General features: G+C 60.5%; 14 protein-coding genes and 1 tRNA gene. 7 read left to right on the plus strand and 8 right to left on the minus strand.

All coding sequences use genetic code 11. From position 1 onward, the window contains the following. Window positions 1-338, minus strand: a 338-nt coding sequence (locus DWQ09_06420; protein ID KAA3628926.1) for a transposase, incomplete at its 3' end; no start/stop codon positions are given. Window positions 339-719: 381 nt separating this feature from the next. On the opposite strand from DWQ09_06420, the gene DWQ09_06425 reads away from it, so the two are divergent. Next, window positions 720-1,760: a protease SohB gene (locus DWQ09_06425; protein ID KAA3628850.1), complete on the plus strand. Its 1,041-nt coding sequence runs from the start codon at window positions 720-722 to the stop codon at window positions 1,758-1,760. A 19-nt stretch (window positions 1,761-1,779) separates the two neighbouring features. Beyond that, entirely contained in the window at window positions 1,780-2,199 is a 420-nt protein-coding gene (locus tag DWQ09_06430) for an SgcJ/EcaC family oxidoreductase (protein ID KAA3628851.1), read from the plus strand. 16 nt (window positions 2,200-2,215) lie between these two features. Here DWQ09_06430 and DWQ09_06435 read toward each other — a convergent pair whose 3' ends face one another. Next, a complete protein-coding gene (locus DWQ09_06435; protein ID KAA3628852.1) occupies window positions 2,216-3,304 on the minus strand; it encodes a DUF1207 domain-containing protein in 1,089 nt (362 codons plus the stop codon). A gap of 464 nt (window positions 3,305-3,768) precedes the next feature. Here DWQ09_06435 and DWQ09_06440 point away from each other — a divergent pair, with 464 nt between their 5' ends. Further along, window positions 3,769-7,848, plus strand: a complete 4,080-nt coding sequence (locus DWQ09_06440) for a PAS domain S-box protein (protein ID KAA3628853.1) — start codon at window positions 3,769-3,771, stop codon at window positions 7,846-7,848. Between the two features lie 123 nt (window positions 7,849-7,971). Here DWQ09_06440 and DWQ09_06445 read toward each other — a convergent pair whose 3' ends face one another. The 5 genes from DWQ09_06445 to DWQ09_06465 all read right to left on the minus strand — a co-directional run bounded on the left by DWQ09_06445 (window position 7,972) and on the right by DWQ09_06465 (window position 12,122). Continuing rightward, a complete protein-coding gene (locus tag DWQ09_06445) occupies window positions 7,972-9,204 on the minus strand; it encodes an HD-GYP domain-containing protein (GenBank protein ID KAA3628854.1) in 1,233 nt (410 codons plus the stop codon). 148 nt (window positions 9,205-9,352) lie between these two features. Then, window positions 9,353-9,428: transfer RNA gene (locus DWQ09_06450), tRNA-Thr, on the minus strand. Between the two features lie 98 nt (window positions 9,429-9,526). Next, a complete protein-coding gene (locus DWQ09_06455) occupies window positions 9,527-10,381 on the minus strand; it encodes a hypothetical protein (GenBank protein KAA3628855.1) in 855 nt (284 codons plus the stop codon). Then, on the minus strand, window positions 10,378-11,145 hold the full coding sequence (locus DWQ09_06460; GenBank protein ID KAA3628856.1) for a type III pantothenate kinase: 768 nt from the start codon (window positions 11,143-11,145) through the stop codon (window positions 10,378-10,380). The genes DWQ09_06455 and DWQ09_06460 overlap by 4 nt, the downstream gene beginning before the upstream one ends. Next, window positions 11,142-12,122 carry a bifunctional biotin--[acetyl-CoA-carboxylase] ligase/biotin operon repressor BirA gene (locus tag DWQ09_06465; protein ID KAA3628857.1) on the minus strand — a complete coding sequence of 327 codons (981 nt, stop codon included), beginning with the start codon at window positions 12,120-12,122 and terminating at the stop codon, window positions 11,142-11,144. The genes DWQ09_06460 and DWQ09_06465 overlap by 4 nt, the downstream gene beginning before the upstream one ends. 171 nt (window positions 12,123-12,293) lie before the next feature. Between DWQ09_06465 and DWQ09_06470 the strand changes: the two genes are divergently transcribed. Further along, complete coding sequence (locus DWQ09_06470) at window positions 12,294-12,881, plus strand: TIGR04211 family SH3 domain-containing protein (protein ID KAA3628858.1); 588 nt, start codon at window positions 12,294-12,296, stop codon at window positions 12,879-12,881. A gap of 4 nt (window positions 12,882-12,885) precedes the next feature. Here the strand turns inward: DWQ09_06470 and DWQ09_06475 are convergent, their stop codons facing one another. Continuing rightward, window positions 12,886-15,399, minus strand: a complete 2,514-nt coding sequence (locus DWQ09_06475) for a hypothetical protein (GenBank protein KAA3628859.1) — start codon at window positions 15,397-15,399, stop codon at window positions 12,886-12,888. Here DWQ09_06475 and DWQ09_06480 point away from each other — a divergent pair. The 3 genes from DWQ09_06480 to DWQ09_06490 are packed head-to-tail and all read left to right on the plus strand — an operon-like array spanning window position 15,076 to window position 16,501. Further along, a complete protein-coding gene (locus tag DWQ09_06480) occupies window positions 15,076-15,645 on the plus strand; it encodes a hypothetical protein (GenBank protein ID KAA3628927.1) in 570 nt (189 codons plus the stop codon). The genes DWQ09_06475 and DWQ09_06480 overlap by 324 nt on opposite strands. Window positions 15,646-15,655: 10 nt before the next feature. After that, complete coding sequence (locus DWQ09_06485) at window positions 15,656-16,147, plus strand: hypothetical protein (GenBank protein KAA3628860.1); 492 nt, start codon at window positions 15,656-15,658, stop codon at window positions 16,145-16,147. Between the two features lie 3 nt (window positions 16,148-16,150). Then, window positions 16,151-16,501 (plus strand): nucleotide pyrophosphohydrolase, encoded by a 351-nt coding sequence (locus DWQ09_06490; GenBank protein KAA3628861.1) that lies wholly within the window; start codon window positions 16,151-16,153, stop codon window positions 16,499-16,501. The last annotated feature ends 66 nt before the right edge of the window (window positions 16,502-16,567 follow it).

Consider the following 16,567-nt stretch of genomic DNA (forward strand, 5'->3'; position numbering starts at 1 on the left):
TCCAGCAGATGACGAAAATTGAGAATCGTCGTCTCGTCGGGAACCGGCTCACGCCCAAGGTCAATGCCGGCGAAAAGACACATGGAGCGAGATTCATACAACGCTTCCTCGGCGCCTGGATCCGACAGGTTGAACCAGTGTTGGAGGAAGTAGATGCGCAACATCCGTTCCAGTTCAATGGGTGGGCGCCCGTTTCCCGCTTTGGGGTAGTGGGGTTTGATGAGCTCACAAAGCTGATCCCATGGAACCACAGCATCCATCTCCGAGAGAAATTTCTCTCGCCGGGTTGGTTTTCGAAATTGCTCAAATTCCCCCGCGGCAAACGTTTGCTGCTTCATCGTTTTCTACCGGTTCCAAATAATGCGTGTATTGTCGCAAACTTTGGGACTTAATCAGAGATGCCCTATCTCAGAATCCCGCGCGAGCTGTGCCGGTCGCTCGTGGTTTCAGCGCCAGGCGCGGCGAGCGTGGTTGGGTCATTCCCAATGAGCGAGCCGCAACACCGCGCTGGAGCCACGAGTGGCCGGCCCTTCGGGTTGGCCCCAGAGGTGCGCTGGCGGTGTTCTCGACTTGCCAATAGCGGTTGCTATTGGCTGCGCCTTCGGGCCTACCCAGCGCACCTCTGGGGCTCAACACAGCACGCGGGGGATTCTGAGATAGGTTCTAGGGAGACAGGGAGTACTGATAAACTGCCACCTTCGACTCAATGGAGCTATTGAATGGAGTTTTTAAGCGAGTACGGAATGTTCCTGGCCAAGGCGGTGACGATACTGGCGGTAGTACTCGCCGCCACCGCCGGCGTTGTGGCGCTGTCCAGTCGGGGCGCGCCCGGTCGCGCCAAGGAACACCTCGAGGTCAAAAGCTTGAACGACAAGTACCGGGAGACTGCACAAGCCCTGCGCTCGGCGATGCTGCCACCCCCATTGGCCAAGAGGGCGGCCAAGGAGGAGAAGAAGCGACTCAAGGCGGAGGCGAAGCAGCTCAAACACCAGCCCGAAACGGGGCGCCATCGGCTCTTTGTACTCGACTTCCACGGTGATATTCGCGCTTCCGCGGTCAATGCCCTGCGCGAAGAGATTTCCGCGGTTCTGGCCGTGGCGACCGCGGAGGATGAAGTTCTGGTCCGCCTGGAAAGCGCAGGCGGGATGGTACATGCCTATGGTCTGGCCGCGTCGCAACTGCAACGCATCAGACAACGCAACATCCCGCTGACCATTGCAGTGGACAAGGTCGCGGCAAGCGGTGGCTACATGATGGCCTGTGTCGCCACACGCATACTGGCCGCACCGTTTGCCGTACTCGGCTCAATCGGTGTCATCACGCAGCTGCCGAACTTCCATCGCCTGCTGAAAAAGAACAATATCGATTTTGAGCAGATCACCGCCGGCGATTTCAAGCGCACCTTGACCCTCTTCGGTGAGAATACGGAGGTGGCCCGGCAGAAACTTCGCGACGAGGTCGAGGATGTGCACGCTCTGTTCAAGGCTTACGTCATCGAAAATCGTCCGCAACTCGATATTGAGCGGGTTGCCACCGGCGAGCATTGGCATGGCATTCGCGCTCTGGACCTCAAGCTGATCGATGAGCTGCGCACCAGCGATGACTACTTGATGAATGCCAGCGGAGAACGCGATCTTTTCGAGGTTCGCTTCGTCGCCAAGAAGCCGCTGCTGACCCGGCTCCTGGCCGCCGGTACGCAGCTAAGACAATCGAGCACGCGCTTCTGGCAATCCGATCAAGAGCCGCCTTCACTGATGTAGCCCGAGGAGATTGGACGCGATGTATCCGACAGCGAACGATGCCGAGCAGGCCTTCTATGAAGCCTTTGAAACCGGCAATCTGGAAGTGATGATGCAGGTCTGGGCGGCAGATGAGACGATTGCCTGCATCCACCCGCTCCAGCGTCCCTTGAGCGGTGTCGATGAAATCCGCACCGGCTGGGAGCAGATTTTCGCTGGAGAACCGCCCATGGAGTTTCGTGTCAGTCGCCTGCACCGCACCCAGAGCGAAGATGTGGCCATCCATATCGTCGAAGAGAATATCCTGGTCGGCAAGGAGCGCGAACCCCACGCACCGGTGCTGGCCACCAACATCTATCGTCGCGAAGAGGACGGCTGGCGGCTGATGCTTCACCACTCATCGCCGGCACCGCGTACGACAACCCCACCGCTACCCGATATGAGCAGTCGCTTGCACTGACGATCGGTTCTCACGCCTAAAAACCGAGATAGATACCGGTACCGAAGTAACGGAGGCGATTGTTGTAGAACTGGCCATGGGGCGAAAAGCCGTTGTACGCCTCCCATAGCCAGCGCAGATTACGGCGTCCCGGGCCGCCCTTGCCGAACTCCCAGCCCACCTTGAGACTGGTGCTGACCGACCAGTCATGCTCCTCGTAGCTCTTCATATCCAAGCCACCGATCCAGCGGCCCGAACCCAGGACAGGCTTCACTCCACGATACTCAGCACCGAGATGCAGCATGGCGGGTTCCAGATCGGCAGGCTCGCGATGCACCAGATACTCACCGCCGGCGTAGCCCCGCCACTGGTTCCAATCGTAGGAGAACACTGCTTCCAGCGCTTCGTAGCTGAGATTCACCCGATCGGGGTTGGTATTGAGCAAAAACTCATCGCCCAGATGCGAACTCTGGTGATAGAGCCGCAGGCGCATCGAGAAATCTCCGCGCCGGTAGGTGATGGGCAGACCGATCATGTAATCGGCGTTGATCAAATCAAACGACGGAGCGTCGAGATTGAACTGTGCCAATAGCCCACCCGCCACGCTCACCTGCAGCGCATCGCCGCGCCGTATGCCCTCCTTGCGGTAGAGGCCAAAGCTCTCGCCGTAGCCCACGGCCGCGATATTGACCGTATCGGCGCGTGTCGTGTAGCGCCGCACACTGACAAAAAACCGGGGTTCTTTCGGATCGGCGATCAACGGCCAGAAGGGGTCACCGGCCGGCAGCGCCACAGACTCGGGGCCCACACCCAGCGTCTCCGCCACGGTGACCTCGGCCTGACTCGGCGCCGCGGGCGATCGCGCAATGTTGAGTCCCTCCATGCCGGGCAAATCGCGCAGTACGCGTTCAGCTTCGCGCTGTTTTGCATCATCACCGCGGTATAGGTGCAGCGTCACCAGGCCCCTTTGCACCTGAACATCGAAATCGCTGCGCACCCACCCGAGTTCACGCTCCAGGATGGCACCGATGTAGCCCTGGAGATACAGATCATCGCGTTCGGCCGCCTGGAGTGGATACACCACCGTCATCAACACCACCCAGACAAAACTCCGTAACTTGATCACAACTGGTCCTCATAAGCTCTGTACAATCGTTACCCGCGCAAATTGCGCAGCGGCTGGTCCGGCAGTATAGAACAGGCGCGCCTTTTCCCGTGCCAACCCCGCTAGACCCCGGGATTCTACCGCTCTGCGCAGATAATGCGATGCTTCGCTGGTTTCACGGTCAGCGGAACTCGGTATGGTTTGCCGGACGGGCCAGCTTATGCTGGTGCGCGTAACGATAAAAATAGAAGGACGAGTCCCTGTTCCTGGCCTCTCCCGAAGCGAGTAACGTCAGCGGTCATGCACTGGCCATCGAAGGTGGCTATCTTGCTGCAGGGGTCCAAAGTGCGGCACCCGTCCCGAAAGACCCTGAACCCAGTGTCGAGCCTCGGACATCCCCTTTTGCACCACTTTGGATTACGAACTACTATTTGGAACAAATTATGGAGTGGAAGTCGCACGCGTTGTGCGCTTAGCTGATAACAATGCAGACATCGGTGGAACAGCAGGAGCTTCTCGCCGCGCTTCGTAATTCACGCGGTCAGTTAGGTCCGTTGCAGCGCGTTTTGGACGCCGTGCCGACACTGATCTCCTATCTCGACCGCGATCTTCACTACCGCTTTGTCAATCAAGCTTACGCCACATGGTTCCGACGCGAGCGCGACGAGATCCTCGATCGTCCGCTGCGGGAGCTCATCGGCGAGAAAACATTCACCGCAATCAAGTACCACATAGCTCGCGTTCTGAAGGGGGAAGAGGTGCGATTCGAGCAGCAGCGCACCGAGCCGGATGGCAAGCTGCATTGGCTCGACACCCATTACCTCCCGGATTTCGATACCACAGGCGGCGTCCGTGGCTACTACGCGTTGATGTCGGATATCACGCCGATCCATGAAACCGAGCAGACCCTCCACAAGGTTGCGGCAGGCCTGTCAGTGCCCACCAGCGGTGCGTTCTTCGAGGAACTGGTCCGCCACATTGCACAAGCGTTCAACCTCGACTTCGCCTATGTCGGCCGCTATCTGCCCGACACTGACGAGGTCGCAACCGAGGCTTATTGGGCGCACGGTGCAGTGGCGCCCAACTTTCGTTATCCGCTGGCAGGCACTCCCTGCCAAACCGTGGTGGGAGGTTCGCTGTGCATCTATCCGCACGATGTGCAGGCGTTGTTTCCCAATGACGATCAGTTGCGACAACTCGATATTCAAGCCTATGCCGCAATTCCGCTCAAAGACTTCAACGAGACGCCTTTGGGGCTGCTTGCGATCATGGACACGCGCCCGTTCACCAACCCGGAAGAGATCACCGATATTCTGCGGATATTCGCCAGTCGTGCCGCGGCCGAATTCGAACGTGTGGATGCCACGACCGCGCTGCGTGAAACAGAGGCAAAGCTGCAGGCGGCGACAAAGAACATACCCGGGCTGGTGGTCTTTCAACGCCTCCAGGACCCGCAGGGAAATATCCGCTACGCCTATATGAGCGAGGGCATCCGACAGATGTTCGGCATCTCTCCGGAAGAGGCGATGCGCAACAGTTCGATCATTATCGATCACATCTATCCGTACGATCGCGAGCGTTTTCTCGATTCTCTGAAGAAAGCCACCGATGAGGCCACGCACTGGCACGAAGAATTCCGCATCACCACCGTCGAAGGACGGGTCAAATGGGTCGAGGCCCAGGCACACGCCCGACGACTGGCGGATGGCTCGATACTTTGGGACGGAGTCACCATCGACATCAGTCAGCGCAAACAGCAGGAAGAACAGCTCCGCGACTACCAGCTGCGCCTCGAAAAAGCGCACGAGATCGCCGGCATCGGCAGCTGGGAGTACGACTACAGCACGAATCATGTCGAGTGGTCACAGGGTGTACGCGCCATCTACGGCGTCGATCAGAGCTACCCGGCGGGACCCGCCGAACTCCTGGCAATCACTCATCCCGATGACCGCCCGGCACTGGAAAACGCCATACAGGGCGCCATTCAGGATAAGCGATCCTACGATGTCGAATATCGCGTGCTGCATGCCAATGGTGCGATACGCCATGTGCACTCGCGCGCCGAGGTGGTGCGCGATAGCTACGGCAATGTTCAGCGTTTGATCGGTATTGCTCAGGACGTAACCCTGCAGCGCACCGCGCAGGCCGGTCTTGAGGAGAGCGAGCGTTTCCTCACCACGGTGTTTGAGAATCTGCCCGCCATGATTTTTGTTAAAGGCGCCGGCGATCTCAAGTTCGTTCACGTCAACCGCAAAAGCGAGGAGGTGATGGGCTACTCCCGCGAGCAACTGATTGGAAAGACCAATCAGGACTTATTCTCCGGCGAAGAGGCCGACTCTTTCGATGCCACCGATCGCCAGGTCGTGCAGAGCGGCGAGTTGCTCGATATTCCCGAAGAGTCTCTGGAGACGCCTCACCTGGGCAGGCGTCTGCTTCACACCAAAAAAATCCCCATACTCGACAAGGCGGGAAATCCGGAGTTCATACTGGGCATCGCCGAAGACATCACCGAGCGCAAAACCAGCGAAGCGCTGACCAGTCGCCTGGGACGTATCCTCGAGGCCTCTGCCAACGAACTCTACGTATTCGACGCTCAGTCGTTGCGTTTTCTGCTTGTCAATCGCGGCGCGCGCGACAATCTGGGTTATTCCATAGAGGAGCTGCGGGCACTAACACCCCTCGACATCAAGCCCCATTACGATAGCGAGCGCTTCGAAAAACTCATTGCACCGCTGCGTTCCGAGGAGACACGCGAAATCTTCTTCAACACCTCCCACGAGCGCAAAGACGGATCTCTCTACCCGGTGGAGATCAAGCTCCAGTTCTTCGCCAACGAGCAGCCACCGGTTTATCTCGCGGTTGTGCAGGATGCGACCGAGCGCCACCGCACCGAAGCGGAGATGCGCCTGGCCGCCAGTGTCTTCTCCAACACCACCGAAGGCATCATGATTACGGAGGCCAATGGAACCATCCTGCGCGTCAACCAGGCTTTCACCGCCATTACCGGCTTTAGCGAGGAAGAAGCCGTGGGGCGCACGCCCGCGATCCTGCAATCGCATCGGCACGACGAGAGCTTTTACCGAAATATGTGGATCTCTCTCTCAGCGCATGGCTTTTGGCGTGGCGAAATCTGGAACCGGCGCAAGGACGGTGGAGTCCATCCGGTTTGGCAAAACATTTCCGCTGTATACAACGAACAGGGCAGCGTTGAGCAGTACATCAGCGTTTTCTCCGATATCTCCGAGAAAAAGATTTCTGAAGAGCGCATCCGGCACCTGGCACATTTTGATGTACTGACCGAACTACCCAACCGATTGCTGTTCATGGAACGTTTTGAGCACACGCTAAAACGCGCCAAGCGCGACAAGTCGCGTGTTGCCTTGCTATTTCTCGACCTCGATCGTTTCAAACACATCAATGACAGCCTTGGCCATCCGATCGGAGATAGCGTGTTGCAGATTGTGGCCCGGCGGCTAAGGGATTGTTTGCGTGAAGAAGATACCGTCGCGCGTCTCGGAGGTGATGAATTCACCGTTATCCTCGAACAGATCAAGAGCCCGCGCGATGCAGGAATAGTTGCCACTAAACTCATCGAGACCTTCTCCGACCCGATCGTAGTCGATGCACACGAGCTACACATCACCACCAGTATCGGCATCAGCATCTTTCCCCAGGACGGCGAGGAGATGACCACCATGATCCGCAATGCTGATGCGGCGATGTATCGCGCCAAAGAGTTGGGGCGAAGCCACTACAACTTCTATACCAGCGACCTGACCCGCAGCGCCCACGAGAGAGTTCAGATGGAGGCCCAACTGCGCCGTGCCCTGGATAACAATGAGCTCTATCTTTGCTACCAACCCCAGTACATTCTGGCGACCGGCCAATTGATGGGCATCGAAGCGCTGCTGCGTTGGAATCACCCCGCAATGGGCATGGTGTCACCCCTGCGATTCATTCCTGTCGCCGAAGATAGCGGCCTCATAGTGCCGATCGGCGCATGGGTGTTAAACGAAGCATGCCGCCAGCTCAAGGAGTGGCATGATGCCGAAATCGCACAATGCAGCGTTTCCGTCAATCTCTCCGGCCAGCAACTGCAGCGCGGCAATCTTGCAGCCACCGTCACGGAGGTTCTAGCCGACACCGGGTTGCCTGCGCGTTTTCTCGATCTGGAGATCACTGAAACATATGTAATGAGTGAGGGCATCGATACGATCAAAGTCATCAGGGCATTGCGCGAACTCGGTGTCAGCATATCCATCGATGACTTCGGCACGGGTTACTCTTCGCTGGCCTACCTCAAGCAACTACCGATTGACCGTCTCAAGATTGATCAATCATTCGTACGCGACATTCCCAATGACACCAACGACGAAGCCATCGCCCGCGCCGTGATCGCTCTGGGCAGAAGCATGAAGCTCAAAGTACTGGCCGAGGGCGTGGAAACCGAAGCGCAACGCGAGTTTTTGGCGAACGAGGGTTGCGACGAGGTACAGGGATTTCTGTTCAGCCGGCCACTGCCCGCCGATGAGATGGCGGTGCTGCTACGCAGCCTGCGGCCATGACCGACTGACACGCTCCACTGCGTATCGCGTGGAGGATCGTGTCAGCGGAAGGTGCTCACTCCGTTCCCCCAGGGCTGTTCGGCGCCGCCGGATCGCGTTGGTTGATGGCCGGACGTGAAGCGCTCAAATCTTCGATGCCAGTATCACCCGGGTCTTGATTCCCCACTTATCCGCCTCCTCATGACCGACGATACGATCGGTTCGGGTATCGGAGGCACGCGACAGGTCGATATCCCGGGGCGTGATGAACTGCTTTTTGCGCATGTCGTATACCACTCTCACCACCGGTTGCAGCATGTTCTTGTCGCTGGCCTCCACGACGACGGCAAGCCGTCCGCTCTCTAGACGCACCACGGTCCCCACCGGATAGATACCCACGCATTGAATGAACTGTTGGGTAAGCAGTGGGTTGAAGTGATATTTGCTCCACTCCAACATGCGTCCCAGCGCGTCGGTCGGATGCATTCCCGTGTGGTAGCAGCGATCGGAGGTGATAGCATCGTAGACATCAACGATGGCGGACATCTGCCCGAACTGGCTGATCTCATCGCCTTTCAACTTGCGTGGGTAGCCGGTGCCGTCCCAGCGCTCATGGTGTTCGTAGGCAACAGCGATCGAAATCGGATCGATATCCGGAGACTCGGTAAGCAGATTGGCGGAGAGGGTCACGTGACCGCGCATCACCGCAAACTCCTCATCAGTGAGCTTGCCCGGTTTGTTGAGGATCTCCTCCGGCACTTTCATCTTGCCGATATCGTGCAGCATCGCACCGATGCCGATTCGGGTGATGGTGTCATGATCCAGGCCGATCGTTTTGGCAAATGCCACCATCAACACACACAGATTGACTGAATGTTGGAAGGTGTATTGGTCGGCTTCGCGGATCCGGCCGAGACTGATGAGCGCATCCTTGTTGCGAAAGACCGAATCCACCATCTCGCCCACAACAGGCTCGACACGGGCCACCTCGATCTGTCGGCCGAGACGCACATTCTGCATCAGATCGGTAGCCACCCGACGTGCCTCATCCTGTACTCTGGACGCTTTCTCCCGCTCTTCCGCAGCGCTGACCTTGATCGGTTTCAAGGCCGCTTTCGCAGCCTTGTCGGCCAAGCGCTCCAGGTCGGCCTGGCGTGCCTCGGCCGCTTCGCTCTCGGTGGGTGCGTGAATCAGGTCCAGGCCCTTCGAAGTGTCGATATACAATTCGTGGATGCCGATTGCGCGAACCTTCTCCACGACTTTAAGACTATCGACCTTGAACCGTTTGCTGGCAAACGGATGATCCATCCATCCGCAGTTGAGATCGTGAATGTACATCCCCGGCCGAAGCTCGCCGGCCGAAATCTTCTTGATCATGTAAGCATTCTCAGGTCGCGTTCAAATCCTAATATCAGACCGATTCAGGTCAGCGCTGCCCGACCGCGGCCCGCGACGCCAGGTCACTCTGCAATTGGCCACTACAGTGTAACGCCCGGTCAAACAAAGGGGCGATTCCAGGGGAAGTTGGTGCCGGCAGAGGGACTTGAACCCCCAACCTACTGATTACAAATCAGTTGCACTGCCAGTTGTGCTATGCCGGCATAGTTATGATTTTACCTGTCGGCGCTGCAAGTGACGATCTAAATAGTGATCATAGCCAAGCCGCCGAGGTGAGCCGAGATTCTAAGTGCTGCCCCCATCAGGGGCAAGAACGGGCCTCATATCGGGCCTCGGGATAACGCCTGGTGAGCGTGGCCGCCAGCTCCCGGGACATGCGATCGGTGTTCCTTCGACCCAGTTCCAGCCAGTGTATCGCCGACGCACGCTCCTGGCTGTAGATCTTCACGGCGTAGCCGCGTCGCTCCATCTGAGCGACCAAACGCAGTGCCGACTCCTGCTGACTGAATACGCCGAGCGAAATGGCATTGTTAAACGCGCCACCCATGATAAAGCTGTCGATGCCCTTGGCCTTCAACTCGCGCAGGCGTTCCAACGCGGCCGCCCGGGAGTCCGCGGCCGGCAGATAGGCGATGTAGCGGGCATCACGGGTCTCACCCTCCGTTGCCAAAGTGGCGTAGACATTCTGACCGGCAAGAAAACGCGCCGCAGCCCGAGCACGATCCTCGTCGCTGAAGGGGCCAAACCGGGTACATTCCGCGGTGACGGCCGGTGCGACGACAGGTTCCGGCTCAGGAGATGGCGTGGGTGCAGAAACGGGGGGAGGTGCCGGTGCCGGCGCCGGCGTTGGTTCGGGCTCGGGCTCGGGCTGCTCAGGCGGAACAGGTGCCTCTGCAACCTTCGCTGGCGTCACCTCGGGCTCAGTCGTAAGGGGTTGGCTCTCCGATTGAGGCACGGCCGGAGTTGCAGCCTCGGCAAGCTGTGCCGGCGGGCTCGTCGGTAGAGCGCGTTGCTCACCCACCAGTACCAGCGGTGCGACCCCCGCCACAGTAGCCGGCAGGGGTGCCGGCGCTCCCTGGTTCACCGCGGGCTGGGTCGAATCCCAAAGGAACAGAATCAGGTTGGCCAGCAACAGAATTCCGAATAGCCACCTCATGCGACATTGACCCCTTGCCCGGTACGCACTATCACCGCCAATCCCTCCAATACCAGATCGGGCTCCAACCGATAGTCGCCTCTCAACAATGGCCGCATGCGCACGGCATCGCCGCCGGTGAGCAAACGCAGCGAGGTGGCACCGAGTTGTTCATCGAACTGATCGCAGACGCGATCGATAAACGCCGCAAGACAGTAGTGTATGCCGTGCCCGACCGCCTGCGCCGTGTCATGGCCCAGCAGTTCCGCGGGGATGGCATCCAGCCCGGCGCCGGCATCCAGGTTGATATCGCCACCCGTCAACGAACGGTGCATGGTACCGAGACCCGGCGCGATCAATCCACCCAGGTGTTCGCCGGCACCATTGAGCGCGTCAATGGTCACCGCACTGCCGCAATCGACGATACTCACCGCACCGGGAAACCGGTCGTGAGCCGCCAGCAACGCAACCCACCGGTCCACACCCAGACGCTCGGGCCGCCGATAGCCGTTGGTCACCCCGGCCAGTTTCGCCTGTGGCGTCACAAACTCCACGCGTGTGCCCCATTGCTGCTGCGCCCATGCGTCCAGCGCGACCTGCACCTCCGAGCGCGCAACGCTTGCCGCCACGATGCGCTTCGGCAGCTCCAGCGCCGACCAGGCGTTGCGCAGTGAAGCCGAAAAATCCGCATCACGATGTGTAATGGAACCACCGGGGCAGAGTCCATCGGCCGTCAACCGCATCCACTTGAGTCGCGTATTGCCGAGGTCGAGCAGCAGGATCACGACCGCCTCCGCAAGCTCACATCACCGGCGTGAAAGGTGCGGATACCGCCCGCGTGACGCACACGCAGCGCCCCGGTCTCATCGATCCCCACCCCCTCGCCATCGATCGCGCCACCCGGCGTATGGACGGTCACCGGTTGTTCGCACAAGGCATCCAGGCGCCGCCAGGGCTGCAGATAGGACTGCAGCCCGGTTTGACCGAAGGCGTCGAGACCGCACAACAGCGTATCGATCATGGTGGCTGCCAGCAGGTTGCGTGAAACCGTCGCGCCACAACCGGCGCTATGGAGATCGGTCCACGCCTGATCGATGGGCGCCCCCGCGCCGGGCGGCATACGCACATTGATGCCGATGCCCACCACCACGTAACACGGTCCTCCCGCCTCGCCAGCCATCTCGACCAGGATGCCGCCCAGTTTGGCGCCGCGCCACAGCAGATCGTTGGGCCACTTCAGTTTCACCTCGGCAACTCCCAGCGATTCCAGCACCTGCGCCGCCATGACTCCCACGGCGAGACTCAAACCCTGTGCCGCCTGCGGTCCGCCAGCAAAACGCCAGAGCACCGACAGATAGAGATTGCCGGCAAACGGCGAGACCCAGGTCCGACCGCGGCGACCGCGACCCGCCTGTTGCGCCTCCGCCAGGCAGACGCTGCCGCACGGCGCGCCCGCGGCGCCCTGCTCCATGAGAAATCGATTCGTGGAATCGGTGGCTTCGAACAGATGCAGCCCCGACAGCAGATTTCGGGCACGTTCGGAAAGTGTTTCGGTGATAAGGCGTTCATCGAGCAGTTCAAGCGGATCGGTAAGCCGGTAGCCGCGACCGGTCACGGCGTCCACAGCCACCCCCATCTCCGCAAGCCCCCGCAGCGCCTTCCACACGGCGGCGCGACTGACGCCCAGCTGTCGGCCCAGCGTTTCGCCGGAATGAAAACGGCCGTCCTGGAGAATGCGCAGAATACGGTGGCGGGTGGTCATCGCGCTATTGTAGCAAGCGAATAGCCGATACCACCTTCCCGGCGCATCGACATTGCACGCTGCGCAGGATTCAGGCCGGTTATTGTGAAGCATCTCCGAGTGCAACGACACTTGCATGCTAGTATATCGGCCGATCCCAATCCCCGATCCGAAAAGAAAACAGGGACCGAGATGAAACGCGCACTACTCCTGATAGCTTGTTGCTGGCCGCTGCTGGCACTCTCCGAAACCGTGTGGGTCAACGACATTATCTACCTCGGCATTCGACCTGAACGCGACAGCGGCAAGCCGGTAGCGGTGGTGAAATCCGGCACGGTGCTCGAAGTTCTGGAGCGCGAAAAGCGCAACCTGCGCGTTCGCACACCCGATGGCGTCGAAGGCTGGGTCAGCGTCACCTACATCAGTGACGAGATGCCGGCGCGCCAGCAATTGGCGGCGATGGAAGAGCGCTACGCCAAACTAAGCAGCGAGATGGAACGGGTCAACGGCGAGATGGGCAAGGTCAACGAGGCCAACACCACCCTGAGCGCCAATCTGATGAACCTCACCGCAGAACGCGACCAACTGCAGCAGAAGATCGCGGAGCTGACACAGGAGATCGAAGCGCTGCGACCGCAGCCTTCCGAGGCCACAGATGCCCGGCTCGAACTCTTCTACTGGGTCGGGGGAAGCGCAGCCCTGCTGCTGATCGCCTTCGGAAGTGGCGCATCCTGGTATCGTACACGGGTCATGAAACGCCTGGGCGGACTGCGTATCTAGACCATCAATTGACCGCTGACATTTCGCGACTCATACGCTGCGCCTCAACGAGCTGCGTCGGCGACATACGCCGCGCCACGATGTCGCGGTAGTTACCGGCCAGGGTATCGCCACGCGCAGCGGCAAGATTCCACCACAAATGCGCCTTGACGTAGTCGGGTTTCGTACCCAGCCCCGAAAAATAGATCCGCCCCAGTTCCTGCTGCGCGGGCTGCCAATTCTGGCGCGCAGCGCGCTCCAGCCAATTTGCCGCCATGGCGTAGTCCTGCGGGAGCCCCTGCCCGTCAAGATGGAGTTTTGCCAAACGGTATTGAGCCGCCGGATCGCTCGCTTCCGCCGCCTTTCTCAGCCAACGTGCCGCGGCAACATAGTCTCGCGCCACTCTTCCATCATCGGCATAGAGCTCGCCCAATCTGCGCTGTGCAGCCGTCGAACCGTTGCCGGCGGCACGCTCGTACCAGCGCATGGCCTCAGGAACATCCTCGGGCAGACCATCGCCACGATCATAGAGCTGCGCAAGCAGATACTGTGCCTGGACCACGCCGCGCCGGCCGGCCTCCCGATACCAGCGCGCCGCCTCGGGCGTAAAGCGTGCCACCCCATCACCGCCGGCATAAGCCTCGCCCATGCGCAGCTGCGCTTCGGCATTGCCCTGCTCCGCCGCCTGCCGATACCAGACCACCGCCTCGCGCGCATCTTGCGGCACCCCGTAACCGAGTCGATAGTAGTCGCCCAAACGACGCTGATAATCCGGTGCGCCCGCTTCCGCCATGCGCCGCACCCAACGCACCGCTTCCGCCGGATTCTGCAGCGGGCCGGAGGGTCCATAGAGTTGGATCAGTCGCTCCCGTGCGTAGGGATCGCCCGCCTCAGCCCGGCGCTCGTACCAGCGCGCCGCCTGGGCGTCATCCCGCACCGCGGTGTCCCCCATCGAAAGCAGATCGGCCAGCCGCACCTGCGCGTCCAGCAAATCGGTATCGGCAACACTCAGATACCAGCTCCGTGCCTGGGCCGCATCGCGCTCAACCCCTGACCCTTGTTCGTAGGCGCGCCCCAGGTAATATCGGGCCAGCGCTACGGACTCATCGCCCGCGGCCAGTTTGCGCAGGATCTTCAGCGCCTCATCGTAACGACCGGCATCAAAAGCCGTGATCGCCTGTTCCGTCGTTTTCGCCTGTTTCGCGGAACGTTCGGCCAGCGCATCCAGTGCCGCACGCCGCTCGGCAAGCAGATCCCGCACCGGAGTCTGCGGACTGTCGCTCCGCGCACGGCGTTGCAACTCCTGCCGCACCTCCCCGCGCAGCTCGGCGACGGCCTCGGCACGGATCTGTTCGCGCACTTCGCCGCGCACATTGACCAGGGCCTCGCGACGAATGCGCTCTTCCTCATCGCGCAGCGCCTGCGCTATGGTCGCCTTGCGTGCGGCCTCCAGTTCCTGTTTGAACTCGCGCTGGCGACGCTGCTCGCGCTCCGCGCTCTGTCGCTCCAGATTGCGCACCTCGCGCTTGCGTTCCAGTTCGCGCTTCAGCGCCACCGCCTCGGCGGTCTGCTTGGCCTGGGTGACACCCTCTTCAAATCCCTCGCGGCGCGCCTGCGCCTGAACCTTTTCGAGGACCCTGATCTGCTGCTTGGCAACCACGTCGTCAATCTCTTCCTGAAGACGTTGCAGATCCTTCTTGGCGGCCTCGCTGCCGTTGGCTGCGGCGCGGGCGTACCAGAACACCGCCTGCATCGGATTCTCTTCCAGGCCCTGCCCCTTCTCCAGGGCCTGCGCCAACCGGTACTGGGCGTCGGGTTCATTGCTCTCGGCGGCGCGGGTATACCAACCCAACGCCTGCTCGCCGTCATAAACCACGTACTGGCCCTTCTCGTACATCAGTCCCAATCGGTACTGCGACCGTGCATCGCCCAGCTTGGCGAGTCCCTCCCAGATCTCGAAAGCCTGTTTATACTCACGCCTTTCGTAGGCCGCCAAGGCATCCTCAAAGGTTGGAGGAGGCGTAGGCACGGCTGCCTGCGATGCGGGCGCGCCAGCGGCCGGCACGGCATCGGGCATGGGTGGCCGGTGTGGCTCGTCCTCAGCGGCAATCGCGCTCTGTGCTACCAACAACACTGCGAGGGCCAAGGTGAGGTTCGTACGCATCATCTTCTCGGGCGAACTTTTTAAAAGCCGCACCGCTCCAAGGAACCGGTTATGTTTACGTTTATCGGGCAAGGGGGAGAACTCTTGAGTACCACGCTGCGCCGCGCCGTGTTGGCTGTCGTATTGAGCTCGCTCGCGGGCTGCGCGAGCCCGTTGCCAAAATCCCTGCAACAGGACCTTCCCCAAGCACCCGATCTGCACACAGTGTTGCGCGTGCCCCCTGCCCATATCGGCGAGCGAGTGCGCTGGGGCGGTGTCATCATCAAGGTCGAGAATCTCGCAACAGGAAGCCAGGTCGAGATCCTGGCGCGGCCCCTCGATGCAGCGGGGCGCCCCACTGTTACGGGGGCTGCACTGGGGCGCTTTATCGCGCACACCCGCGAATTCCTCGATCCGCTGATCTACACCGCCGACAGCGAAATCACGCTCACCGGCACCTTGAGTGCTCCATCGTCACGAGAGATCGGGAACTTCCTCTACACCTATCCGGTAGTGGCAACCGAGGCGCTGCATCTGTGGAGCCCACGCCCGATCCGCCGCGACCCGCCCTACTGGGATGACCCATGGTATCCTTGGGGCTACCCCTATCCGTGGTGGCGGCATCCGTATCACCCCTACTGACGAGTAACCCATAGTGAGCGCGCGTCCCCTTTCCCTGCTGTTGGCCGGCCTGCTGATTACCGCCTGTGCGGCTACGCCCAAACTCGATACCCAGGGCATCGACAAGAGCTTGTCGCCCGATCTCGCCACCGAGACCCTGGATCTCTCCAGCGGCAGACGCGTGCACTGGGGGGGTGTGATCGTCAGCAGTCGCAATCAGGCGGACGAGTCGGTGGTGGAACTGCTCGCCTACCCGCTCGGTGACAGCGGCCGACCCAATACCGACAGTGCACCGCTCGGGCGGATTCTCGCGGTCAAAAAGGGCTACCTGGAGACGCTCGACTACAGCGCCGGTAAAATCGCCAGCTTCGTCGGCACGGTTCAGCCCTCGCGCAGCGGCCGCGTCGGCGCTACGGAGTACCGCTATCCGGTGCTGCAGATCGAACAGAGCGCGCTGTGGCCGCCCAGCGACTACGGTAAACCGCAGTTTCGCATCGGTATTGGCATCGGCATTTCACGCTAGGTCATGGATATCGAAGCCCTGCAACGACAGCTTCGCACCTTTGTGCGCGAGCGCGACTGGGAACGGTTCCAGAGTCCCAAGAACCTGGCCATGGCACTCACCGCCGAGGCCGGTGAACTGCTCGAGCTCTTCCAGTGGCTGAGTGAAGAGCAGTCCCGCACCCTCGATCCGCACGGCAAAGACCTCGAAATGGCACGCCAGGAGATCGCCGATGTCCAGATCTACCTGCTCCGCCTCGCCGATCAGCTGGGGATAGACCTCGATCGCGCGGTACGGGACAAACTGCGCATCAATGCCGAAAAGTATCCGGTCGATCTGGCCCGCGGCAACGCCACCAAGTACAACCGCCGCTAGCCCCGCACCCTGCTCAGCTATCTGCCTGGCCTACACGCCGGCAATGGTGCCGATGTGCACAGGCAC

Source organism: Pseudomonadota bacterium (genome assembly GCA_008501635.1).
Classification (GTDB): Bacteria; Pseudomonadota; Gammaproteobacteria; order QQUJ01; family QQUJ01; genus QQUJ01.